At 57.4% G+C, this 22,752-nt stretch carries 22 protein-coding genes; 5 read left to right on the top strand and 17 right to left on the bottom strand.

What is annotated here, in order from left to right; all coding sequences use genetic code 11:
* Together AC2FFA_RS17840 and AC2FFA_RS17835 are read left to right on the top strand one after the other, a co-directional pair.
* Entirely contained in the window at positions 1-1,008 is a 1,008-nt protein-coding gene (locus tag AC2FFA_RS17840; protein ID WP_496852603.1) for a flagellin, read from the top strand.
* Positions 1,005-2,099, top strand: a complete 1,095-nt coding sequence (locus tag AC2FFA_RS17835; protein ID WP_117871024.1) for a flagellar basal body P-ring protein FlgI — start codon at positions 1,005-1,007, stop codon at positions 2,097-2,099. Before AC2FFA_RS17840 ends, AC2FFA_RS17835 begins: the two co-directional genes overlap by 4 nt.
* A gap of 54 nt (positions 2,100-2,153) precedes the next feature.
* Here the strand turns inward: AC2FFA_RS17835 and AC2FFA_RS17830 are convergent, their stop codons facing one another.
* The 7 genes from AC2FFA_RS17830 to AC2FFA_RS17800 all read right to left on the bottom strand — a co-directional run bounded on the left by AC2FFA_RS17830 (position 2,154) and on the right by AC2FFA_RS17800 (position 9,709).
* Positions 2,154-2,798 carry a DUF1523 family protein gene (locus AC2FFA_RS17830; protein ID WP_496852602.1) on the bottom strand — a complete coding sequence of 215 codons (645 nt, stop codon included), beginning with the start codon at positions 2,796-2,798 and terminating at the stop codon, positions 2,154-2,156.
* 10 nt (positions 2,799-2,808) lie between these two features.
* On the bottom strand, positions 2,809-3,075 hold the full coding sequence (locus AC2FFA_RS17825) for a hypothetical protein (protein ID WP_117871028.1): 267 nt from the start codon (positions 3,073-3,075) through the stop codon (positions 2,809-2,811).
* 1 nt (position 3,076) lies between these two features.
* Positions 3,077-4,414, bottom strand: coding sequence for a DUF6638 family protein (locus AC2FFA_RS17820; RefSeq protein WP_496852601.1), 1,338 nt, complete (start codon positions 4,412-4,414; stop codon positions 3,077-3,079).
* Positions 4,411-5,244, bottom strand: a complete 834-nt coding sequence (locus tag AC2FFA_RS17815) for a hypothetical protein (RefSeq protein WP_496852600.1) — start codon at positions 5,242-5,244, stop codon at positions 4,411-4,413. Before AC2FFA_RS17815 ends, AC2FFA_RS17820 begins: the two co-directional genes overlap by 4 nt.
* Before the next feature lie 4 nt (positions 5,245-5,248).
* Entirely contained in the window at positions 5,249-7,180 is a 1,932-nt protein-coding gene (locus AC2FFA_RS17810; RefSeq protein WP_496852599.1) for an AAA family ATPase, read from the bottom strand.
* Positions 7,181-7,233: 53 nt separating this feature from the next.
* Entirely contained in the window at positions 7,234-8,352 is a 1,119-nt protein-coding gene (locus AC2FFA_RS17805) for a hypothetical protein (RefSeq protein WP_496852598.1), read from the bottom strand.
* Positions 8,353-8,629: 277 nt separating this feature from the next.
* Positions 8,630-9,709, bottom strand: a complete 1,080-nt coding sequence (locus tag AC2FFA_RS17800) for a coiled-coil domain-containing protein (RefSeq protein ID WP_117871040.1) — start codon at positions 9,707-9,709, stop codon at positions 8,630-8,632.
* Between the two features lie 284 nt (positions 9,710-9,993).
* Here AC2FFA_RS17800 and AC2FFA_RS17795 point away from each other — a divergent pair, with 284 nt between their 5' ends.
* Positions 9,994-11,469, top strand: a complete 1,476-nt coding sequence (locus AC2FFA_RS17795; RefSeq protein ID WP_496852597.1) for an NAD-dependent succinate-semialdehyde dehydrogenase — start codon at positions 9,994-9,996, stop codon at positions 11,467-11,469.
* Positions 11,470-11,578: 109 nt separating this feature from the next.
* On the opposite strand, the gene AC2FFA_RS17790 is transcribed toward AC2FFA_RS17795, so the two are convergent.
* From AC2FFA_RS17790 to AC2FFA_RS17760, 7 genes are all read right to left on the bottom strand, one after another.
* Entirely contained in the window at positions 11,579-13,804 is a 2,226-nt protein-coding gene (locus tag AC2FFA_RS17790; protein ID WP_496852596.1) for a HEAT repeat domain-containing protein, read from the bottom strand.
* A 144-nt stretch (positions 13,805-13,948) separates the two neighbouring features.
* Complete coding sequence (locus AC2FFA_RS17785) at positions 13,949-14,416, bottom strand: Hsp20 family protein (protein WP_117871046.1); 468 nt, start codon at positions 14,414-14,416, stop codon at positions 13,949-13,951.
* 123 nt (positions 14,417-14,539) lie between these two features.
* On the bottom strand, positions 14,540-15,355 hold the full coding sequence (locus tag AC2FFA_RS17780; protein ID WP_496852595.1) for a trypsin-like serine peptidase: 816 nt from the start codon (positions 15,353-15,355) through the stop codon (positions 14,540-14,542).
* Positions 15,352-16,143 (bottom strand): trypsin-like serine peptidase, encoded by a 792-nt coding sequence (locus tag AC2FFA_RS17775; protein ID WP_496852594.1) that lies wholly within the window; start codon positions 16,141-16,143, stop codon positions 15,352-15,354. The genes AC2FFA_RS17780 and AC2FFA_RS17775 overlap by 4 nt, the downstream gene beginning before the upstream one ends.
* A gap of 119 nt (positions 16,144-16,262) precedes the next feature.
* Positions 16,263-17,576, bottom strand: a complete 1,314-nt coding sequence (gene glcF, locus AC2FFA_RS17770) for a glycolate oxidase subunit GlcF (RefSeq protein ID WP_496852593.1) — start codon at positions 17,574-17,576, stop codon at positions 16,263-16,265.
* A 4-nt stretch (positions 17,577-17,580) separates the two neighbouring features.
* Complete coding sequence (gene glcE / locus AC2FFA_RS17765) at positions 17,581-18,681, bottom strand: glycolate oxidase subunit GlcE (protein ID WP_496852592.1); 1,101 nt, start codon at positions 18,679-18,681, stop codon at positions 17,581-17,583.
* A 29-nt stretch (positions 18,682-18,710) separates the two neighbouring features.
* On the bottom strand, positions 18,711-20,153 hold the full coding sequence (locus AC2FFA_RS17760; RefSeq protein ID WP_299900229.1) for an FAD-linked oxidase C-terminal domain-containing protein: 1,443 nt from the start codon (positions 20,151-20,153) through the stop codon (positions 18,711-18,713).
* 80 nt (positions 20,154-20,233) lie between these two features.
* Here AC2FFA_RS17760 and AC2FFA_RS17755 point away from each other — a divergent pair, with 80 nt between their 5' ends.
* Entirely contained in the window at positions 20,234-20,944 is a 711-nt protein-coding gene (locus tag AC2FFA_RS17755) for a DUF599 domain-containing protein (RefSeq protein ID WP_117871054.1), read from the top strand.
* A gap of 35 nt (positions 20,945-20,979) precedes the next feature.
* Positions 20,980-21,327: a hypothetical protein gene (locus tag AC2FFA_RS17750; protein WP_496852663.1), complete on the top strand. Its 348-nt coding sequence runs from the start codon at positions 20,980-20,982 to the stop codon at positions 21,325-21,327.
* A gap of 3 nt (positions 21,328-21,330) precedes the next feature.
* Here the strand turns inward: AC2FFA_RS17750 and AC2FFA_RS17745 are convergent, their stop codons facing one another.
* From AC2FFA_RS17745 to rsfS, 3 genes are read right to left on the bottom strand one after another with little or no spacing between them, the layout of a single operon-like run.
* Entirely contained in the window at positions 21,331-21,816 is a 486-nt protein-coding gene (locus AC2FFA_RS17745; protein ID WP_299900233.1) for a flavodoxin family protein, read from the bottom strand.
* 1 nt (position 21,817) lies between these two features.
* Positions 21,818-22,288 carry a 23S rRNA (pseudouridine(1915)-N(3))-methyltransferase RlmH gene (gene rlmH / locus AC2FFA_RS17740; protein ID WP_496852591.1) on the bottom strand — a complete coding sequence of 157 codons (471 nt, stop codon included), beginning with the start codon at positions 22,286-22,288 and terminating at the stop codon, positions 21,818-21,820.
* Between the two features lie 44 nt (positions 22,289-22,332).
* Positions 22,333-22,695: a ribosome silencing factor gene (gene rsfS / locus AC2FFA_RS17735; RefSeq protein ID WP_496852662.1), complete on the bottom strand. Its 363-nt coding sequence runs from the start codon at positions 22,693-22,695 to the stop codon at positions 22,333-22,335.
* Between the last annotated feature and the right edge of the window lie 57 nt (positions 22,696-22,752).

Genomic DNA, 22,752 nt, shown 5'->3' with positions numbered 1-22,752 from the left:
ATGAACATCACTTCTATCGGCGATTTGGCGCGAGGAATGACCTTGCGAACCCGCGCAACAAATATCAAAACCCAGATCGAAACCCTCTCCTACAAGATGTCCACCGGGCAGGTAAAGGACATCTCGGGTCGGCTTGGCGGGGATTATTCACAAATTCTGGATCTCGACCGCAGCCTCGCCAGACTCGACGCCTTTGGCATCGCAACGTCCGAAGCGGCCCTGTTCACCGATGCCATGCAACTGAGCCTAAAAACCTTCGGAGATTCGGTTGGAGACATGACCGCGTCTTTGCTGGCTTACGAAACCGCCAATCAGCCCGTTAATCATGAACAAGCGTCCCAACAGGCCAAAAATGAGCTGGACACGATGATCTCGGCGCTGAACACACGTGTGGGTGGACGCAGCCTGTTTTCCGGCACTGCCACTGATGTGTCGCCGCTGTCCTCTTCGGACGGTCTTTTGGCAGCGCTGAAGTCGCAGGTAACCGGGCTTGTCACCGTCTCCGATATCCGGCTGGCGGCGGATACCTGGTTCAACGACCCGGCAGGGTTTGACGCCATATTTTATCAGGGGTCAAGCAACACCCTGTCTCCGATGCAGATATCGGAAAACGAAAGCGTCACGCTGCCGATCACGGCAATGGACCCGGCGTTCAAGGCCGCTCTCAGGGATGTTGCAGTAGCCGCACTGGCCACTGACAGCACATTGGCGCTTTCTCCCGATCAACGCACCGCTTTGTTCACGCAGTTGGGTGTCGATCTGGCCAATGCACAGGATGCAACCGTGAAGCTCCGGGCAAAAGTCGGAGCAGCCGAAGCCCGCATTGAAGAGGCCGCAACACGCAATTCCGCAGCCCGAACCAGTCTGGAATTCAGCCGGAACGAACTGATCGCGGCCGATCCTTATGAGACGGCAGCGAAACTGCAAACGGTGCAATTTCAGTTGGAAAGCCTGTATTCCGTAACCGTTCGCAATGCGAACCTGTCTCTTGTAAATTTTCTGAGATGAGGGCGCTGATACTTCTCCTGATCCTCCTTCCCGGCATGGCCTGGGCAGGGGCAATCCGTCTCAAGGACCTCGTGGATTTTGATGGTGTCCGGGGCAACGATCTTGTGGGTTACGGTCTGGTTGTCGGTTTGAACGGAACCGGCGATGGGTTACGCAACGCGCCTTTCACCGAAGAGATCATGTCCAACATCCTGGAACGTCTTGGTGTCAACGTCACCGGTGAGGATTTCCGACCCAAAAACGTGGCAGCGGTATTGGTCACAGCCAGCCTGCCACCTTTTGCACGGGTGGGTGGTCAAATCGATGTAACGGTTTCAGCCATAGGCGATTCCAACAGCCTGCTGGGCGGCACTCTGATCATGACCCCGCTGAACGCGGCCGACGGACAAATCTATGCGGTTGCACAGGGCACAATCCTTGCGGGCGGCGTTTCGGCTGAAGGAGAGGCAGCTTCAGTCGTGCGCGGGGTACCAACCTCGGGCGTTATCCCGTCCGGCGCAAGGGTCGAGCGTGAAATTGACTTCGACTTGTCAACCCTCACTCAAATGCGCCTTGCACTCAGAGAGCCCGATTTCACCACAGCCGCACGTATCGAAACCGCGATAAACACCGAGTTCAACAGAGCCGTGGCGATCATGCGGGATTCCGGCACGGTTGAGCTCAACGTCGCGGCGACGCAGGCAGTTTCAACAGCCCACGCCATAGGGCGCATTGAGAACATTCTGGTTGAACCGGAATCAAAAGCGCGTGTTGTTGTCGATCAACGCTCTGGTACCATTGTCATGGGACAGGAGGTCCGTATTTCGCGTGTGGCAGTCTCTCAAGGCAATCTGACGCTGACGGTTCAGGAGGCACCGATTGCGGTTCAGCCCAACCCGTTTGCCAGAGGTGAAACAGTGGTCGTGCCACGTACAATCGCAGGGATCGAGGAAGAAGAAGGGACCGGCCTCGCCGAAATCCCCGAGGCCACCACGTTGTCCGAGGTTGTCGCCGGTCTGAACGCGCTTGGGGTCTCGCCTCAGGACATGATCGACATTCTGAAAACGATCAAGGCAGCAGGCGCGCTGCATGCGGAATTCATCGTCAGGTGAACGGCACAGCCAGTTGGATGGGCGCGCTGCTGGCACGCCCGCCAAAACTGCGGTCTATTTCGATTTCCAGCTGTCCAGCCAGCGGCGAAACTTGTTGCGCCGCTCTTCAATGGCATCACCGGCTGCATATAGCCCGTCTTCCACGTTTTCGATCATCGGATCGATCCGAGCCTGCCGGAACCTGCGCCAACGCACCCATATCGCCCAGACCAACGCGGCAAAGATCGTCAGGAAGATGATATTGAACCAGGGAATGATCCGAACATCCGGCCCTTCTACATCTTCGATGAAAATGGCGTTGGGAAAGATCGACATGAATTCGTTTCGCCAACCATAATGGGTCACGACCACCCATTTCGGGTTTTCCTTGGTCGACTTAGCATCATTGGCCTCGGTATAGAGGTTCGCTGTGTCGAACTTGAAATACGGCGGCCAGCCCCAACCGGTATCCTCGTTTCGGTACACGATGGGTTTTCCGTTGGCCCGCACCGCCTGAATGAACTGCACATCCCGGTTGGACAGGCTGGTGGACTGATCTTCCGGCTCTGACCAGAATATCCGGGTCCAATCGTTCAGATCCTGCCGTTCTTCATAGGTATTCACGATGCGCACAATGTCATGCTGCGGCAGCGAATACTGCAGGATCACGGCAATCGTACCCCAGAAAATGATAATGAACGCCCATTTCACATAGGCCATGCCTAAACCCTCACATGTAATTCACGATGTAGATCATCGCGCCAATCGCCACCCACGGCACGATATAGACACCCAAGATCAGTTTACGCCGAAACGAGTTGTCATACACATGCAATCCGCGTTCGACAAAGGCTTCCTTGTTGCCCGTCTTGCCCTTTTCGTCCCACCAGGTTTCCAGTTTGCGACGGCGCATCCCGCGCGAGTAGAAAGACAGTGCGAAATAGGTAACCGTCTGGATCACCAACAAGATCAGCAAAAGGCGCAACAATCCGAACATATCAGCCTTTCCTCACCGAACCCCACGGGCCGACCCGTGCGATTATGTCATCGCTGACCCGATCGTCGCCGTTCATATCCGGTTCATGCCCGAACAGCGCGGCACGGGCGCCTTGCTTGTCCACCTGATACTCGCGTGCAAGGAAATCGGCAACATAGGCTTTCTTGCTCTCGGGCCATCTGGAATACGTGCTGTAGAACAACTCCTTGTGGCAGATGAACATCTGGCGCGGGTCCAGCGGGGCCAGTTCGGCCAGTAACATGTTTACCAGATCACGGTTCGGCGTATTCGCGGCGCGTAACGTATAGAAATAAGCCGGATGGTCCGAAGTGATACGCGGCCACGGCCCCCCGTCACTCGCCCAGCGCAGCAGTTGCGCCAGACCGTGATAGGCATCAGGCAGGCGATCCGAGTGGTTTCGCGCCAGCCGCCGCATGTCGCTGCGGTCCAACCCGGTCAGGTCAACATCCGCATCCGCCGCTGCGTCAACGGTCAGGAAATCCATCTTCTGTTGCAGGATCGCGGCGGCATCCACGCCGCGCGCCTTGACGATCGGTTCGACAAGATCGTTGTAATCCAGAAACTTGGCGATTTGGTTCCGCTGTGACGGGTCAAACGTGTACTTGATCGGCAGGTCGTCGGGCTTTTCACCCATGCAAATCGCAGCCGGGTGGTCCAGATCGGGAAACAGGTACAGCCCGCCGAAATGTGCCGTCCAGAAATTGCGCTGCTCAAAATCTGTGTGGCGCAGACGAACCGGGTTGCGGGTGACGTCGCCGGTTTCCCTGGCCGTCTCGATCATTTTCGCGATCAGCACATCGTCGAACCAGGCGTCCTCTTCGGTTTTGAACCGTTCAACCATGCCCGCCAGTTGCTGCGCCTTGCGCAGGGTGCCGCCTGCGGTATCGGCCTCGATCTCGATCTTGCGCAGGTTCAGAAGATCGCGCGGCGTGGTGAGTTTGATGACCGAGTTCACCAGCTCTCCGGCCACCGCATCGGTGGCGGTCAGGGCAAACAGCTGCGCCTCGTTCATCTCGATAAACTCGCGCAGGATATCGCGCGAGGTCGAGAATTTGACGTTCAGCAGAGGCGCGCGTTTCTGCTCGGTCGTCAGCAGGATGAACTGCCGGTTGACCCCGTTGGGGTTGAGGTAGAGCTCGTCCTCCAGCTCAATCCCCACCTCCGGCGAATAGCCCGAGATATCGACATGAAAATCCGAAAGCTGAGTGGTCTTGCCCGCCAGATGCTGCAACGCGCGGTTATACCGCTCGACCAGAGCCGGGCTGGAAATGTGAACGAGATTGCCAAACATCAGGCCTTTTTCGATGAGGCGGATCATGAGAAATCCTCGGCCCAGATTTTTTCTTGCAACGATTGTGACAACGCATTCTTAAGTTCGGGAATCTTTGCCCTCTTAAATTTCTCTTTGTCTGCCGCCGAAAGCTCTACAAAAAGAGCCTCCAACTTTTCTAACCTTTCCATAATAGCTTCGGGAAATTCTGATCGCGATGGGCGAGTTACTATCTCATTTTCTTTTTCGATTATGTAAGGAACATTATCCTCAACTTCCCCGGCCATAAATGGAAGTGCTTTAAAAGCTGTGGTGTCGTCATTTAACCAATCATCGAAGAGAGTTATTTCATACTCTACCCGGCTTCCGTTCGTTTCTCGATAGTACTTCCATTGGATATGACCATGAGGCTCGCTTAGCTCGTGTACCGATTGTACAAGCTCACGCATTTCCTGACCTGCTCTTACTTCAATACGCTGGCGTTGTTCATCTTCGAATACCTTAGCCTGAGCAGATATTGCTCGCGCCATGTCTTGTGTGGCTTTACGCTGCTCGGCCATTTCGAGACGTGTCAGTCTGAGTTCTTCACGCTGCTCTGACAGTTCCTGGCTTTGCAACCAAACGGTCACAATTATCCAAAGAAACGCTAATACGCCGGCAACACCGGCGAACGTATCTCCAATTTCATTCGCTGGAGACATCAACAATGAGAATACTCTTAGGCTCCACCCATTTTCAGGTGTGTATTGCGGGAGAAACGCCAATACAGCTACTAGAGCTAAGAAGGCTTTAGTTAGAGCCTTGCCGAGCACTAATGGTTCCTTACTCTCCACATCCTTTCTGATTGAGCAAAAGAAGTTTCTTAGGAGCTTAATCAAAGTGTCACCCCTTCCCCTCCAGATACCGCCGCTTGGCCTCTTCCATCCGGCCCATCTCGCGGACGGCGTTTTCGATGGCGACCTCGTCGCTCTTGTCGGCATAGCGGAACTCGCTGTCGGCGTAGCGGTTGATCTCTTGTATCACCATCTCAACCGTAATCGGCTGGCGCAGGTCCTCGATCATCGCCTTCTTGGTGTCGTAGTCGCGGAACAGGAACAGGTCAGGGTTTTCCATCCACTCGTCGGGTAGTTCGAAATCCATCGCGCGGACCTTCACCGCGTCGGTGATGTTCTTGATCGCGCGGCCCGTGAAACGCTCATCCGCCTGCTGGATCGCCTTGAGGTAGGTGCCCAGCTTGGCAATCGTGTCCATCTGGCCGATATCGCCAGACACCCGGTCATAGACCTGCAGCAGCGCGTCCTCATGCGGGCGCGCATGGCTTTCGAAACTGGCGGCGACGGCTTTCTTGATCTCTTGCGCGGCATAGGCTTCGTGCGCGCCCAGCGGGATGTCGTGGTTGCGGCCCATCAGCAGGTGCAGGATGTCGATGTAATCCTCGCGCGTCTGCGGCCCGTCCACAAGGAACCGCGCGCCCGCGCGTTGGCGCAGGGCGTCGTCCACATTCTCGGGGTAGTTCGAGAACATGCCAAAGGTGCAGTTGCCGCGCACAACGGTGTTTGCGCCCGCAAAGCTCTCCATCAGAACGGCGGTGATTTCCAGTTGCCCGGCCGAGGACTGCCGGTCGCCGCGTTTGCCCGCCAGTTGGTCGATATCGTCAATGGTGCCGAAGCCGATGACCGAGGGGTCGATAATCGTGTTGATAAAGGCTTTAGCGTTCTGGCCGGATTTGCCCTGATAGCTGTCGATATTGTCGGTGCTCAGGTTTTGATAGCGAAACGGATAGCCCGCGTTCTGGCAATAGTCGTTGATCAGCCCGGCCATCATCTGGATCAGGGTTGTCTTACCGGTGCCCGGTTTGCCATCCCCCATGAAGGTGAAGATGAACCCGCCGAGTTCCGCGAACGGGTTCAGGCGGCGGTCGAAGTCATAGGCCATCACCATCTTGGCCAGCTTCATCGCCTGATATTTGGCGATATGGTTGCCGACCACCTCGTTCGGTTTTTTGAACGTCATGGTTAGGGTGGTGGATTTGGCCTTGGAGGCCGGTTCGAACCCCCGGATGGTCAGGTCATCCGCCTCGATATGCCAGGCGGCGTTCTGAAACGGGGCCAGATGGCCAGCGGACTGGGCGCGCAGAGCGGCCTTGTCCATCAGCTGTTCAGCATAGGCACTGGTGGCCGCGATCAGGTGCGCGTCGTCAGGCGCGTGTTTGGCCAGCGTCTGGTCCAGCTCCCACAACGCTCCGTGCAGGGCCAATTGACCATTGTCAGTCAAAACCTCTTCGATTTCGCCAACATCAACAGTGGTTTCGCCCAGATGCGAAGACATCAGATAGGCCAGCGCATTGCCAAACACATGCGAGGTGACCAGAGCCTCAGCCGTCAGCAACTCCGAAAACTCAGTCTTGCGCGCCGCAGGCAGGTCCCCGGCCAGATTTGCGCGTTTAAGGTCGGACAGCGGGGTTTGTTCCGCATAAGCCTCGGCCACGGCCAGAGCGATGGCAATGGCCCGGCGAATGGCCTGCTGTGTGGTGGCCTGTCGCGGCGAGACCAGCGCATCGCCATCATCCGACGCCTCAATCCGTTCGACCAGATGTACACCATCCGCGCGTGCCGTACGCCGCGTCACCAAACCCAGAGTCGTCGAGCGAAACCGCCGCCCGCTCGACACGCCCGGAGACCGTTCGACGGTGGCCGCAACGGGTTTGGCGATCCGCGGCGCGTGTTCAAAACCGTTCAGCAAGGCGGTCGCTGCCGGGTAATGCTTGCGAATATCGTCTTCGCGCAATTCCATCTGATCTGACGTCAAACTCATTTCAAAACCGCCCTTGCTTCATCTTTTCAAAAATACTCCCGCCGGAGGTCAAACTAATAGCGCAACACCTGCCCGCTCTTGCTGACCACGAATTTGCGCACATCACCAAATCCCGGCGGGTTGCGTTCAGCTAGCACCTGAAACGGGCGCTGGGGCAGAATGATTGATCGCTGAGTACGGGTCGCCCCGGTCTCGGCCCCCTGCCCGCCGAACGGGTCCAGTGCAAAAACCTCACTCTCGACGGTAGAAAACCACCCGGCGCGCTCTTCGATCACTTCTTCGCTTTGCAGCTCTTCAGTGGTCCAGGCCAGCGCCCAGTCTTCCCCCTGCGGAGATTGCGCGTCCTCCAGCACTTGCCGCAGGGGGCCGGACTGCTCGGTGTAGGCTGAGGAATACATCGGTCCCACATGAATGCGGCGCAAATGCTTGGGATGGAGGTCGTCGAAATCCTGATCGAACCCTTTGGCGATGGTCACTAGCTTCAGACCGCCTAAGCTTTGCGCCATCAGATGCGCCTGTACTTCGGGCCAGCGGCGTTGGTCCTTGGGCAGGGCGGTTTTGCCGCTGTCCTCCAACTGCATCAGGTAGATGACCGGAAGGTTGATCTGGCTGTCATAAACCGCCCAGTGGATCATGAACTTGCGCCGCTCGCCTTCATTCCCGATCCAGTGACATTCCGGATCATTGCGGGCCCAGAACAGCTGACCTTTCAGCAATTCCTCGTAATAGAGCCTTTGGGACAGCGCGAATTGCAGCTTGGTCGGGATTTCGCGGTCGCCAATGATGGTGCGAACCATATCGGTTTTCAGCTCATCCCCAGACGGCATATTCGCCAAATGCACCTGCGCCTGCTGCGCGTCATTGGCCATGGTCAGCAGCTCGGTCGCCACCGGAAACCCGCTGTCGCGCTTGTCCATGGCAAGACTGCCAAAGAACCGCCCGGTATCGCGCCCGACCAGCAGATATTTCATGCTGAGCGCGCGGAAGGTGTAGAGCAGCCCCGAGAGGTAACGCGACACGATCCGCACCTCTTGTTTCGAGATCGCGCCCTCAGCCTCCATCGTCGCGGCCACGCGCAGGAGGTGAACAGTGATCACCTCAAATTTGCGGAAATACCGTCGCGAGGCGAAAGTGTCGGTCAGGCCGACATGGTCTTGGGTGGGGTTAGTCATTATCCACGCGCTCTTTTCTTTGTCGGTGGCCGAATAACTTCTCATCAAGCTGTTCAAGCTTGATCAGACCGTTGGCGAACAAAACGCAGAGGCAGAATGTCGCCAAGAGAACACCCACTATCAGCACAAGTTTGATCACCAAGTGGTCTGGCATCCAATCGGCTGTCAGAAGAAGCAAAGTCAGGAACCCGCCGAAGACAACAAAGAGAACCCCTATCCTGAACCTGTAGCGTATTCCTTTTGGCTTGCCTTTGGAATGGAACGTCACTGAAGCGCATCACCCCCCGTACAAATTCTTATCATGCTTCTCGACAATCGAAGCAAACCGGCGGGCAAAGCGTTCATCTGCCTTGGCCTTTTTCTCCAGCACGTCGCGGGCAAAGACCATGTGGTCCTCATGCGCCTCAAGCATGTCGGCCATTTTCTGGTTGGTCGCGGTGCCGATTGAGGCCATGGCGGTTTGCGCCTCCTGATCCGTCTGCACGCCGATCTCGTTGATGCGGTGGGCCACGTCCTGCTGCTGGGCGGTTTTCAGCGATTTGGTCAGGGCGTCATACAGCACCACGCGCTGCTGGGTGTCTGTTTGCAGCTTGTTGATCAGCACCATCTGCGTCGCCGCCTGGTTCTGTAGGGAATCGACCCAGGTTTTCCCTTTTTCAATATAGCGTTCCAGCGTTTGCGACTTGGCCAGCTTGACCTGCTCTTCCTGAACCTTGGCGTTGTATTGCTTGTTCAGCTCGGCCAGTTCGGTTTCCAGCTGGGTGCGCGCGGCGGCGTCCTGTTCGACGCTGATCTTGTTTTCCAGCGTAATAATGGCCGGGTCCATGCCCTGAATCTCAGCGCGTAAGGCTTCCAGCTCGGCCACGGTCGCCTCGCGATCGTCCAGCGTGCCGGTCAGGTTGTCCTCGACCTTGACCCGTTGTTCTTCCAGCACGGCCAACTGCCCTTCCAGCAGTTTGACGATCACGTCGGATTTGGCGATCAGGTCCTGCAGCTTGTCGTCGATATTGGCCGTGCGCATGCGTTCCTGCCGCATCGACTCGGATTTGCCTTTCGAGAAGATGCCGACAAAGGTCTCCCACCCGGATTTCGAGCGCATCTCGTCAAAATCCTTGGAAAAGGCGCTGGTGACGTCGTCCAGACCCATGATCAGCTCGGCGATATTGGCGTTCATCACCTCGGTATGGGCATGCACATCCTCGAGCGTGGCGTTTTCGATGTCGATATCGGCCTCGGCGGTGCCTATCTTGGCGCGGGCGGCTTCAATACGCGAGGTCAGCCCTTCGATCTGAGACTGGCTTTCGCGCACTTTGGTTTGCGTTTCCTGAATAAGCGCTTCGAATTGCTGGTTCGACATCTCTGCTGTCCTCTTTTTCTTTAATTACCCAATAAGATAGGGAATGTTACGATGATTTACATCCCCTGGGTCTCAAAATTCACCCAGACTTTGACAAACTCCTTTGCAAAAGGAAAGGCGAGACCGCCGAATGAAAGAAACAGATATCGAGTGACTTCATTAGATTAACTTGTTAAGTAAATTTTTGATCAAATCTGGATTGATTCCACATCCAGAGTGGCCATAGACAATTGAGACATCACCTGATTGGGTGCGCGCAACCCAATTCACGCCGGAGGCTTATCATGCTGGACGCAACGACCGATCTGAAGTCAATCCTGAAGAACCCCGAATTGCTTGTAACCAAAGCCTATATCGGCGGTCAGTGGGTAGACGGTGACAATGGCACGTTCAAAGTCACAAACCCCGCTCGGGGCGATGTGGTCGCCGAGGTGGCTGACGTCAGCCGTGCTCAGGTCGCCGGAGCAATCGCACAGGCCGAAGCCGCGCAGAAAGAATGGGCCAAACTGACCGGCAAGGAACGTGCAGCCATCCTGCGGCGCTGGTTCGATCTGATGATGGAAAATGCCGAGGATCTGGGCAAGATCCTGACCGCTGAACAGGGCAAACCGCTGGCAGAGGCCATCGGTGAGATCGGCTATGGCGCGTCCTTCATCGAGTTCTTCGGTGAAGAGGCCAAGCGCGTCTATGGCGAGACAATTCCCGGCCATCAGCGCGACAAGCGGATCATGGTGATGAAGCAGCCGATCGGCGTTGCGGCCTCGATCACGCCCTGGAACTTCCCCAACGCGATGATCACCCGCAAGGCAGGTCCGGCTTTGGCCGCCGGTTGCGCCTTTGTTGCGCGTCCGGCCACCGAAACGCCCCTGTCGGCGCTGGTACTGGCGATGCTGGCGGAACAGGCCGGCGTGCCCGTGGGTGTGTTCAACGTGGTGCCCTCGTCGCAGGCCAGTGAAATCGGCAAGGAGTTCTGCGAAAACCCCGGCGTGCGCAAGCTGACCTTTACCGGTTCGACCGAAGTGGGCCGCATTCTGCTGCGCCAGGCGGCCGATCAGGTCATGAAATGTTCGATGGAACTGGGCGGTAATGCGCCGTTCATCGTGTTCGACGACGCCGATCTGGATGCAGCCGTCGAAGGCGCGATGCTGTGCAAGTTCCGCAACAATGGCCAGACCTGTGTCTGCGCGAACCGTATCTATGTGCAGGCCGGTGTCTATGACGCTTTCGCGGCCAAACTGAAAGCGGCAGTGGAAGCGCTGAAAATCGGCGACGGCTTGACCGAAGGCACCACCACCGGCCCGCTGATCAATGCCGACGCAGTCGCCAAAGTCGAGGAACATATCAAGGACGTAACCGACAAGGGCGGCGCGGTGCTGACTGGCGGCCTGCCCCATGATCTGGGCGGCACGTTCTTCCAGCCGACCATCGTGACCGGCGTGACTCAGGACATGCTGGTGGCGCAGGACGAAACCTTTGGCCCGCTGGCCCCGCTGTTCAAGTTCGAGGACGAAGACGACGTGATCGCCATGGCCAATGACACGATTTTTGGTCTGGCCTCGTATTTCTATGCCAAGGACCTGAGCCGCGTCTACAAGGTGGCCGAGGCGCTGGAATACGGCATCGTCGGCGTGAACACCGGCATCATCTCGACCGAGCTGGGCCCGTTCGGCGGCGTCAAGCAATCCGGCCTGGGCCGCGAAGGCAGCCATCACGGCATGGAAGACTATCTGGAAATGAAATACGTCTGCATGTCGGTCTGATCCAATACGGTCTCTGTCCCATTGCGGTGGGCAGAGACCCCACATCCGGAAACGAAATCGCGTCGTCTTTTGACTGTTTATGACGGTCGCCCAATCGACGCTGACACGGCTAGTCTGCGGATTTTTCGCGGATTTGTTCGATTGCACGGGTCGCGAACTTTCCCTGCAACGAACCGTCCACCATCGCTTCCAGCGCGGGCAGCGCAGACGACGCCGCGCTACCTATTTTCCCCAATGCAATAGCTGCCTCTTTGCGGACAAACACCGACGGGCTTTCAAGAAGCGCGATCAATTCCGGCACCGCTGACTCTGCCTCAGGACCAAACAGGGCCAGTGATTGGGCTGCCGCTCTCTGATCTTTTGCATCCCCCCGGGACAGATCTGCCCTGAGACTCGCTATGGTTTTTTCCGGAGGCAGCGCTGCCAGACGAAGCCCATCGTTCAGCCGGGCGTTCAGATGCTGGTTCTCACCGACCCAGCGGATGATGAAAAAGTAATTTTGAACAGCGTCCTGCATGACACCGGCGTGCTTGCCCTTTTGCCATCGGTCGATGATGGCTCTGCCACCACGGCGATCACCATTCAGGGCCAGAACCGAAGCTGCAAATGGCATCAGCTCAGTGGCCTGCGGGTTTCGGTTCAACTCTTTCTCGATCACATCTGCCGCGCCCGTCAGGTCATCCAATGCGTAAAGAGCCGCCGCTTCAAACAGCGCGTAGTGGCTGGGATAGTTGGGATCCAGCCGGGTCGCGGCCTGCACAAAGGCCAGCCCTTCCTCTGGCTCACCCGCTGCTATCAACGCCCATCCCATCGTCAGATGAGCCTCGGGGTCGCTGGGTTGCAGCGCAATGGCTTTCGCTGCTTCTCGTCTGGCTTCTTCCGTCCCCCGGCCTACCCCTTCGGTACTGTCCCAATCCGGAAGATTGAGACTGACAATAGCCCGGATGACGTGCACCAGGGCGGTGTCCTGCTCCATCACATCCCGGTAATATCTGTAAAACAGGCCGATGTGCATTTGCGCGCCTGAACCTGCAAACCCGTTCCAGTGATGAAAGATGTGCGGTCGCAAATGCGTCAGGGCAAGCGTCGCCCAAGCACGCCCATAATCCGGGTCCAGTTCCACGGCCTTTTTAAAATGCGGAATTGCCGCAAGGTTGTCCTGTTCGTTGAACTGCGAATACAGCTCCCACCCGCGTTGGAAGGCTTCGCGTGCCGCAATGGTCTGGGTTTCCACGCTTTCGATGGCCTGCCGGCTTTGAGGGTCGAGCGGAAGATCCAGCTTCTGAGCAATTGCGAGAACAATGGTTTTCTGCACTTCAAAGATATCATCGATCGCACCATCGAGTCTTTCCGCCCAGATCAATCGCCCGTTCAAAGTGTCGGTCAGGCGAATATTGATCCGGAAGTCTTCATCCGCACGTCGCACGCTGCCGTCAACGACGTAACGAACCCCCAGCTCTTCGGCAAAACGTGCGATGTCGATGTTGCTATCGCGGTATGCGAAGGATGAATTCCCAGCGATGACGAACAATCCGGATATTCGGGACAGGTCCGTGATCAAATCCTCAGAGATACCGTTGATCAGCATCTCCTTGGATGCGTCATCGGTGTAATTCGCAATCGGCAACACTGCGATGGAAGGTAGATCCGGCAAGGGGTAAACCATCTGCGCCTCTGAGGCGCGCAATTGGCCAGTCTTCCACGGTTTCGCCAGAAAAAGCCCAACGACCGCCAACGTCACCAGTAGAGCCGCCAGTGGCAGCCATAGGGATTTCCTCTTCGTGCCGCGTTTTCGCGGTGAAGGCAAAACTTCTGCTTCTATGCGAAAAGCCTGAACCGGGTCTGTGATGTTCTTGACGTTCTGTGGCCCGATCGGAGCAAAACCGTAAGGCACTTTGTTGCGCGCATAATCGACGATGGGTTGTGAAACAACGATGCCACCGGGATCTGCCAGGGCCTCGAGCCGCGCGGCAACGTTCACTCCGTCGCCAAGGATGTCACCCCCGTTTGAAACCACATCGCCGACATTCAGGCCGATGCGAAACGTGATGACGCTATCTTGATCGGTTCCCGCGTTTCTCTTTGCAAGGTCGGTCTGAATCTCCACGGCGGCGTGAACCGCATCGACGGCGCTGCGAAATTCGATCACAAAGCTGTCTCCAGCAGTGTTCGCGATGCGTCCTGAATGCCGGGCGATCGTTGGCTCTATGACTTCGCTGCGGATCAGCCGAAGCCTTGCGATGGTACCTTCTTCGTCCAGACCAACCAATCTTGAGTAGCCGGCGATGTCGGCTGCCAGGATAGCTGCTAGTCGACGTTTTGGTCGGCTCTCCATAATACCGAAGACTATCAGGCGGATAATTTGCTGGGAACCAGTTTTCGAGCACGCCAAAAACACAACACCCCGCGTCTGGAGGAACGCGGGGCGTGTGATGCGGCAGCCCGGGAGGAGTGGACTGCCGCAGGATAGTCAGAAGCCTCAGTTCACGGCTTTGGCGTCCACCACATCCTTCTCGATGGCCTTGGCCGAGGTGATCTCGATCCGGCGCGGTTTCAGGGCCTCTGGAACCTCGCGCTTCAGTTCGATGTTCAGCATACCGTTTTCGTGGCTCGCACCGGTGACGCGGACATGGTCCGCCAAGGCAAACCGACGCTCGAACGCGCGGGTGGCGATGCCACGGTGCAGATAGGTGCGCTCTTTGTCTTCAGCGGCTTTTTTGCCTGCCACGACAAGTGAATTCTCTTTCACTTCTACGGCCAGGTCGTTTTCCGAAAACCCGGCGACGGCCACCGAAATTCGGTAGGTGTCGACATCGGTTTTTTCGATGTTGTAGGGTGGATAGCTGGGCTGGGCCCCATCGTTGGTCAGAACGCGATCCATCATGTCGGCGATCTGGTCAAAGCCAATGGTGGCGCGGTGCAGCGGTGCAAAATCAAACGTACGCATGTGTCATATCCTCATTCTTGAGCGATTTGCGATAAGTGCCCTCCGATCGGACGGGCGATTTCGGATACCGAACCCCGTTGTGGCGATCCGATATACATCACATGGGTAGCGATTTCGCCGAGTTCAACCCCCGCCGGAACTGATGAATTTCGCACCAGATCCTGACTTGCCGGAACCGACCTGCAACCGGCGGATCGACGCCTTGGGCTGAGGTGCGTCGCGCCGCATGATAGCCTTGAGTTCGGCGACTATCCCGTCAAGCTCCATGCCAAACCCCACCTTTCTGCGACCGTTCGTGCCTACCGCCGAAACCACAGACAGGATCTGCCAGCGGGAACCGTTTCTCGCCAGAATTGCAGACCCGGAAGACCCGAAAGTAATGTCGCAATCAAAAGTGATCAGACCATGCCTGCGGTCGATGATACGGCACGACCGTTCTCGTGTGATCGCCTCGGACCGTCCCCGCCCGTACGAGGCGATGCTGATCTCATTGCCCGGAACACGGCCGCTGTGCAGCGCAAAGGGGTCGGCGACCGAGTACGGAATAGGCTCGTTCAGCCGCATCAGTGCCACATCCAACTGGACACCTTCGTGCGAAAGTGGGTTCTGCGAACCATAGCTGGGATGAACGACGATTTGCGTGACCTGACGCTCGGCCAAAGCGTTGCCGTTGCTGAGGCCTGCACGAAACGTGATGTCTTCGGGTACGTAAGTCTTCCCGGTACGACGATCCACCGCACAATGAGCCGCGGTCAGCACCATGTCCTGCGCGATCAACGTGCCGGTACAATACGAGGCGTCTCGGACATCCAGCCGTCCGATCGCCTCCCAACCATAAAGGTCATCCCGATCGGTCAGCCTGCGCTTGTTGGATTGCGCATGCAGCGCTGTTGCCAAGACGCTCAGGCCAAGTAACAGGCTCCAGAAGACTCTCATCATGGCCGAATGAACCTTGCGCCTATGTTCTTGTTCGTTCCCGATCCGGACGAGGAAAGCCCAAATCCCCGCCCCGCAGAAAGTTCGTCACGCAGCAATTGCAGCGAATGCTCAACCGCGGTTCCAATTGCAACACTCTGGCCGTCCATACTGGCCTTGGCCGCTACCACCGATACGATCTGAGGGCGCGCGCCCGCGAAGGAAAAAACCGGTGCCCCCGAGGACCCGAAATCAACATCGCAGGACATGATCATAACCCCGGCCTGCCGGTTCATGACCGAACAGACCTGTTGCAGAGACGGAGCTTCTGACCTGTCATGCGCATAAGACACAACGCCCACTTCAGCGCCGCGTTTGGGCTGATCGCCCGACTCAAATGGAATTACCGCGGTATTACGGATCGGCTGCCACAGCTCGATCAAAGCCACGTCCGCACTTACTCGGTCGGCCGTAGAATCGACGCCATATTGGTAATCCGGATGGATCACAGCCTGGCGCGCGGTCCGATACGCCAACGCACGTCCCAAACGCCACCCGGCCAGAAACTCGATATCTGCGGGGTTGATCCGTTGTCCGGATCTTTTGTCAAACAGGCAATGCGCCGCTGTCAGTACAAGCGTCGGCGACACCAGCGTTCCGGTGCAAAACCCTGCGCCGGCGATATCCAACCGCCCGACAGCCATCCACTCGCGCCCGGAATCCGTCGTATCCAGGCTTTCCAGTCTGGTGTCCTGCGCCGTGGCCGCCAACGGCAAGACACAGAGCACGATCGCCTTGATCCAGTTGCGCACGCGGTTCTCCGAGACTCACTTCGAAGCTTTTGTCCTACGTGCCGCGTTGGGCGAAAATAGGGCGGTCAGGCACCAAAGGAATTTCCGTGGAAAATGATGCGCGCTGGCATCAGCATGATTTACCGCAAGACGGGAACCGGGTTCCCTGTTCTGTGCAAGGCCGGTGGCTTTGGCCCGCCCGTCGCCCAGTCCAGCAACTCTACCGTATGAACGATCGGCAGTTGCGTACCAGAACCGATCTGCATCATGCACCCGATATTGCCGGTGGCAATGATATCAGGCTTTTTCGCCTCAAGTGTTCTGACTTTTCGCTGTTTCAACTGGCCCGATATTTCCGGCTGCATCAGGTTGTACGTTCCCGCGCTGCCGCAGCACAAATGGCTGTCGGTAGGTTCGACAACCGTGAAACCCGCGTGGTTCAGCAAATCTTTGGGGTAAGACTTAATCTTCTGCCCATGCTGCAACGAACAGGCGGCATGATAGGCGACGGTCAGGTTTTGGTTTTCGCCCGTCGGCAGGTCCAGCTTGAACAGAAGTTCACTGATATCCATAGCGATTCCAGACACACGCTCCGCATCTTCGGCAAGCGGGTCATTGCGAAACATGTGCCCATAATCTTTCACGGTGGTGCCACAACCGGAGGTATTGATGATTATGGCGTCCAGTCCTTCACCGTCCATTTCGCGATTCCAGGCTCTGATATTGGCGGTTGCCGCCATATGACTGTCTTGCACCTTACCCATGTGATGGGTCAAAGCTCCGCAACACCCGGCACCGTCAGCGACCACAACTTCGCACCCCAATCGAGTCAGCAGGCGGATCGTGGCGTCATTGATATCGGTGTTCAGCGCCCTTTGCGCGCAGCCCGTCATCAGCGCCACCCGCATTTTGCGTTCACCGCCGGGCGCAAATCTCTGCGGATCATCGTTACGGCTGACAGGCGGGATATGCCTGGGCGCCATGTCCAACATCGCGCGCAGCCGGGCATCAGGCATCAGGAACCTGAAAGGACGGCCCAGCCTGGCCCCGATCAGGGCCCAACGGAATCGCATCGGATAGGGCAGGATCTGCGCCAAAACCCAGCGCAACACACGATCCGTCAGCGGGCGCTTGTAGTTGGCCTCGATATATTCACGCGCATGATCGACCAGATGCATATAATGCACGCCTGACGGGCAGGTGGTCATGCAGGCCAGACAGGACAGGCAGCGGTCGATGTGCCTGACCGTCTTTTCGTCGGGCACACGCCCGTTTTCCAGCATGTCCTTGATCAGGTAGATGCGCCCACGCGGACTGTCGAGCTCATCTCCCAGCACCTGATATGTAGGGCACGTGGCCGTGCAAAATCCGCAATGGACGCAGTTGCGCAGAATCTCGTTCGACCGCTGGATTGCCGGGTCTTGCAATTGCTTTTCCGTGAATGTTGTCTGCATCGCCCTATCCCATCAGTCCCGGGTTGAACAAACCACGAGGATCAAATTTCGCACGCAAACCCTTTGTCAGAGCCGATAGTGTTGTTGGTTCCGGTTGAAACCGCCCCAGCTTTGTGATCGTTGCGTGGTCAGAACGCACCAGCGTGGCATGACCAGAAAACTCACCAAGCCGGGCACGCACATCCGTGCCGGCCGGGACCCGCAGCCAAACAAGACCGCCGCCCCAATCAAACAGCACTTGATCCGCTTCGACCCGCGCGGATGTTTCGGCCGCGTCACCAGGTTTGACAGACAGCCGCCAGATATCTCCGCCTTTCCCTTGGAACGGATGAACGTCGCGGATCCCGGTCCAAAGCGCGGCGGCATCTCCTTCGTCTGTCACTTCTCCGAAACCTGACAGTACGGCGGTCAACCGACCGATCCGATATGCAACCGAATCTGCAAAGCCTTCGACCCTAAGTATGGCTTTTCCGTCCTCAGGGTTATAGACGGCACCGGTCACTTCAAAGGGTGATTTCAACGCAGTGGAAAGAACTTCCACCGCACTCCCGACGTCCTGCACGGCGACGGATAAGGTCGCCACGCTTTCCGGCTTGGGCAACACCTTCAACGACACTTCGGTCAGAATGCCCAATGTCCCCCAAGACCCGGCCATCAATTTGACCAGATCATAACCGGTAACGTTTTTCATCACCCGCCCGCCGTTCTTGACCACCTGTCCACGCCCGTCGACGAAACGCACGCCCAGCAGGAAATCCCGGCATGCACCGACCTGAATCCGCCGCGGGCCAGAGATATTGGCCGCCACAACACCGCCAATCGTTGGTTCACCCTGAGTTTCAAGCAAACTGCGGTGGTCCATCGGCTCAAACGCCAGCTGCTGACCTTCCGCCTCAAGCACGGCCTGGATCTCTGCCAATGGCGTTCCGGCCTTAGCCACAAGAGTAAGCGCCCCGGGTTCGTAAAGCGAAATGCCACGCAGAGCCCCGGTTTCGATATTCGCTTCAGGACCGGAGATTGCGCGCGTACCGCCACCGACGATGCGAACAGGGTCTCTCAACCCGGCCACCATGTCGGCCAGTTCAGATTCTGTTTCTGGTTTCATGGCAAAATCCATTATTAGAGCCTGATATTTTAGACAATCCGTGCATCGCGGCGGGTTTCCGACACGTTCAGAGGGAACACTTTGGCAGGGTTCAGAAGCCAATCGGGATCAAAAACGTCCTTGACCGCCATCTGCGCCTCAAGATCGGCAGGGGCATATTGATGCGACATGAGATCCCTTTTCTCGATACCCACGCCATGCTCACCGGTGAGGCAACCGCCTTCGTCCACGCATAGTTTCAGAATTTCGGCCCCGAAGGCCTCGCATTTTTCCAGATCACCCGGTTTATTGGCATCGAAAAGGATCAACGGATGCATGTTCCCGTCACCTGCGTGAAAAACGTTCCCGACAGGCAGCTCAAATTCTTCACTCAACTCGCCGATGCGGCGCAGCACCGTTGGCAGGGCCGACACCGGGATCGTACCGTCAAGGCACATGTAATCGTTCAACTGCCCCATGGCGCCGAATGCAGATTTCCGACCAAGCCAGATTTTTGCGCTTTCTTCGGCTGACTGGCTTTCTCGCAGTTCGACCGGGTTGTGGCGTTTGGCGATCTCGATGATTTTCGACAGCTGATGGTCGATTTCGGCTTCCGACCCTTCCACTTCGACAATCAACAGCGCATGGCAGTCGGGGTATCCGGCGTGCGCAAAGTTCTCGCAGGCCTTTATGCACAGCGTGTCCATGAACTCGATCGCGACCGGCAGAATGCCCGATTTGATAATGTCCGAGACACACCGGCCCGCGACTTCATTGTCGTCGAACCCCATCAGAACCGGCCGCGCGCCTTCGGGTTTGCGCAGAATGCGCAGCGTCGCTTCGGTCACCACGCCCAGCTGACCTTCCGAGCCACAAATAACGCCCAACAGGTCCAGACCGGGCGCATCCAGATACGCACCGCCGATTTCAACGACATTGCCATCCATCATCACCATGGTCACGCCCAGAAGGTTGTTCGTTGTCACACCATATTTCAGGCAATGTGCACCACCTGAATTCATCGCGATATTGCCGGCAATGGCACAGGCCAGTTGCGAGGATGGATCAGGCGCATAGAAAAAGTCCTCTTCCTCGACCGCGCCGGTAACGCTCAGATTTGTGCGGCCAGTCTGCACCCTGATGAAACGGTTGTCATAATCTACCTCCAGCACCTCATTCATCCGCGCGACACCCAGAATGACGCAATCGGCAGTCGGCAACGCCCCACCGGCCAGCGACGTACCCGCACCGCGCGGAACGACCGGCACGCCTTCGTCATGGCAAATGCGCAAAACATCCGAGACTTCCTGCGTGCTTGACGGCAACACGGCTAGCATCGGAGGACATTTGTACGCCGTCAGCGCATCACACTCATAGGCCCGGGTTTCAACCGGATCATGAATGATTGCATCTTTTGGCAGGACCTGCGCCAGCCGGGCGACAACCTTACTTTTCCGGCTCAGAACATCCGCACTTGGCTTTGGCATTTCCATGGCGTTTCTCCCTTTGGTAAAATAATATTACCAATTTACCGCACTGGCAAGTTCCGATCCCCGGTCGTACTGTCGCGCCCATGACCTGGATCGAACGTGCCGCCCTTTTTTCCCCTCTGGATTATTCCGCCATGGCAATATTGCTGGGTGCGTGGCTGTGGATCGGATGGAAGATCGAACATCCGTCGCCACGGAAACGGTCCGTCGCCCTTATGATGGATGGCTACCGCCGCGACTGGATGCACGAGATGGTGACGCGCCAGCCACGCATGTTCGACGCTCAGGTCGTGGCCGCCATGCGGCAAGGCAGCACCTTTTTCGCCTCAACCACGATGATTGCAATCGGGGGCGGTCTGGCCCTGTTGGGTAATACCGAGCGATTGGCCGGGGTGGCTACGGATCTTGCCATCGGCAGTGCACCGGCGATGGTCTGGGAAATCAAGATACTTGTCGTCGTCCTGCTGCTGGCCAATGCTTTCCTGAAATACGTCTGGGCACATCGTCTTTTTGGCTACTGCGCCGTTTTGATGGCCTCGGTCCCGAACGATCCCGAACACCCGCAAGCCTATCCTCGGGCCGGTCAGGCGGCCGAGATCTGCGTGACCGCCGCCCGAAGCTTCAACCGTGGTCTCCGTGCCACCTATTTCGCCCTTGCTTCGCTGGCGTGGTTTCTTGGGCCGATGGCATTGGTCTTAGGCACCGTGATTGCATTCGGTGTCCTGTATCGCCGCGAGTTTGCATCGCAGTCCCGCGCGATCCTCATGGCCCAAACCTCAAACACAGAGACGTGATCCCCATGCACCGCGTTAAACCGTACGTTCGATCCATGCGATATGTGATTCTCAGTGCCCTGCTGGCTGCGCCTGCCCTTGCGAACCCGCCGACAATCGAACAGGTCCGCGCCAGTTCCAATGGTGATGCCTGGCGGTTTGACGTGACGATCCGGCATCCCGATACAGGCTGGGATCATTACGCCGACGGCTGGCGCGTTCTGGACATGGACGGGAATGAGTTGGGAATGCGTGTGCTGCACCATCCGCATGAGACCGAGCAGCCTTTTACACGCTCGCTTGGTGGCGTGGTCATTCCTGAAAACGTTTCTCAGGTGCAGATTCAGGCGCGGTGCAATGTGGATGGCTGGAATGAAGACACCACATTGATCAAATTGGACTGACCTTCAGAATATCCCCATGGCCAGGCCCGCACCCAGTGCGGAACCGATCTCGCGGCTCTGATTCAGTTGATCATTCGGGATGGTCTTTTCGGCCAAAATGGCCTCTGGCGTTTGTGCATGGGTGCAGATGATCAATGGAGGCTGAACCTCTTTCAATCGCCAGCCAGTGGCAATCCGGGCAATCTGGCGGGCGGCATTCTGTCCGTCTGATCCGGCGCAAACCATCTGCGCATATGGGCGGCCCTCGATCTTTCCCAGCACAGGATAATAGCAGCGGTCAAAGAACTCCTTCATCAGGCCCGAGATCGCCGCCAGATTTTCTGGCGCGCAGAAGATGTAGCCGTCGGCGGCCAGTACATCTTCAGGCCCGGCCTGATCCGCGGGAGCGAGTTTCGTGTCCGCCTCACCTCGCGCTGCTTCAGCAGCCGCTTCGGCCATCTGCCGGGCACCGCCTGTGCGCGAGTGGTAAACGATCAGAAGCTGCGCCATGTCAGACCCGGTGATAGGGACCGCCCGACAGAATGGTCGCGGCCCGATAAAGTTGCTCGGCCAACATCACACGGACCAGCATATGTGGCCAGACCATCGATCCGAACGAGATGGAAAAATCAGCCTCGGCCCGCAGATCAGGGTCTATTCCGTCTGCTCCGCCGATGATCAGCGCCAGATCCTGCCGCCCCGCATCACGCCAACCGCCCAGCTTTTTTGCGAAGTCGGGCGAAGACATGACTAGCCCACGCTCATCTAACGTACAGATCACAGCGCCCTTGGGCAGTACCTTGCGCAGCAGCGCGGCTTCGGCACCCATGCCTGCGTTTTTCTTGTCTTCGACCTCGATCAGCCGCGCAGGACCAAGGCCCTGGCCACGGCCGGTCCGGTCAAAGCGGGTCAGGTAATCGTCAAGCAGGGATTTCTCCGGTCCGGCTCGCAATCGCCCGACCGCAACTATGCTGATACGCATATCTCTCTCGCCTCCGGCCCCTCAATGCAGGCCGGGATGGCGCCTCAGTTTGCCGAGGCGCTGCCGCCCTGAGACAGCCACATCTTTTCCAGCTGGTAGAATTCGCGCACTTCGGGGCGGAAGATATGGACGATCACATCGCCCGCATCGATCAGCACCCAGTCGCCGACATCCTTGCCTTCGACCTTAGATGTGAAACCGAATTCCTGCTTGATGCGATCCGTCAGCTTTTCCGCCATGGCCGAGACCTGACGTGTTGAACGTCCGGATGCAATGACCATGTGATCCGCGACGGACGACTTGCCTTGCAGGTTGATCTGCACGACGTCTTCGGCCTTGTCATCGGAAAGTGAGGAAAGGATACGCTCAAGCAGCTTGTCGCTGATTGACTGAGAGTGGGCCATCATGTTGGCCCGGTCATCGGCGGGCAAACCCGCCTGTGTATGTAGAGACAGGACATAGTC

It is taken from the genome of Ruegeria sp. YTSB088 (assembly GCF_059609825.1).
The sequence above is the reverse complement of the archived record's forward strand: the minus strand, read 5'-3'. Positions and strand labels throughout refer to the sequence as shown.

Coding starts and splice junctions, on each gene's coding strand:
- AC2FFA_RS17840 (WP_496852603.1), top strand. CDS start 1: ATGAACATCACTTCTATCGGCGATTTGGCGCGAGGAATGACCTTGCGA.
- AC2FFA_RS17800 (WP_117871040.1), bottom strand. CDS start 9,709: ATGTCGAACCAGCAATTCGAAGCGCTTATTCAGGAAACGCAAACCAAA.
- AC2FFA_RS17780 (WP_496852595.1), bottom strand. CDS start 15,355: ATGATGAGAGTCTTCTGGAGCCTGTTACTTGGCCTGAGCGTCTTGGCA.
- rsfS (WP_496852662.1), bottom strand. CDS start 22,695: ATGATGGCCCACTCTCAGTCAATCAGCGACAAGCTGCTTGAGCGTATC.
- AC2FFA_RS17810 (WP_496852599.1), bottom strand. CDS start 7,180: ATGAGTTTGACGTCAGATCAGATGGAATTGCGCGAAGACGATATTCGC.
- glcF (WP_496852593.1), bottom strand. CDS start 17,576: ATGCAGACAACATTCACGGAAAAGCAATTGCAAGACCCGGCAATCCAG.
- AC2FFA_RS17805 (WP_496852598.1), bottom strand. CDS start 8,352: ATGACTAACCCCACCCAAGACCATGTCGGCCTGACCGACACTTTCGCC.
- AC2FFA_RS17835 (WP_117871024.1), top strand. CDS start 1,005: ATGAGGGCGCTGATACTTCTCCTGATCCTCCTTCCCGGCATGGCCTGG.
- AC2FFA_RS17790 (WP_496852596.1), bottom strand. CDS start 13,804: ATGGAGAGCCGACCAAAACGTCGACTAGCAGCTATCCTGGCAGCCGAC.
- AC2FFA_RS17795 (WP_496852597.1), top strand. CDS start 9,994: ATGCTGGACGCAACGACCGATCTGAAGTCAATCCTGAAGAACCCCGAA.
- AC2FFA_RS17745 (WP_299900233.1), bottom strand. CDS start 21,816: ATGGCGCAGCTTCTGATCGTTTACCACTCGCGCACAGGCGGTGCCCGG.
- AC2FFA_RS17760 (WP_299900229.1), bottom strand. CDS start 20,153: ATGGAAATGCCAAAGCCAAGTGCGGATGTTCTGAGCCGGAAAAGTAAG.
- AC2FFA_RS17820 (WP_496852601.1), bottom strand. CDS start 4,414: ATGATCCGCCTCATCGAAAAAGGCCTGATGTTTGGCAATCTCGTTCAC.
- AC2FFA_RS17750 (WP_496852663.1), top strand. CDS start 20,980: ATGCGATATGTGATTCTCAGTGCCCTGCTGGCTGCGCCTGCCCTTGCG.
- AC2FFA_RS17830 (WP_496852602.1), bottom strand. CDS start 2,798: ATGGCCTATGTGAAATGGGCGTTCATTATCATTTTCTGGGGTACGATT.
- AC2FFA_RS17785 (WP_117871046.1), bottom strand. CDS start 14,416: ATGCGTACGTTTGATTTTGCACCGCTGCACCGCGCCACCATTGGCTTT.
- glcE (WP_496852592.1), bottom strand. CDS start 18,681: ATGAAACCAGAAACAGAATCTGAACTGGCCGACATGGTGGCCGGGTTG.
- AC2FFA_RS17755 (WP_117871054.1), top strand. CDS start 20,234: ATGACCTGGATCGAACGTGCCGCCCTTTTTTCCCCTCTGGATTATTCC.
- AC2FFA_RS17825 (WP_117871028.1), bottom strand. CDS start 3,075: ATGTTCGGATTGTTGCGCCTTTTGCTGATCTTGTTGGTGATCCAGACG.
- rlmH (WP_496852591.1), bottom strand. CDS start 22,288: ATGCGTATCAGCATAGTTGCGGTCGGGCGATTGCGAGCCGGACCGGAG.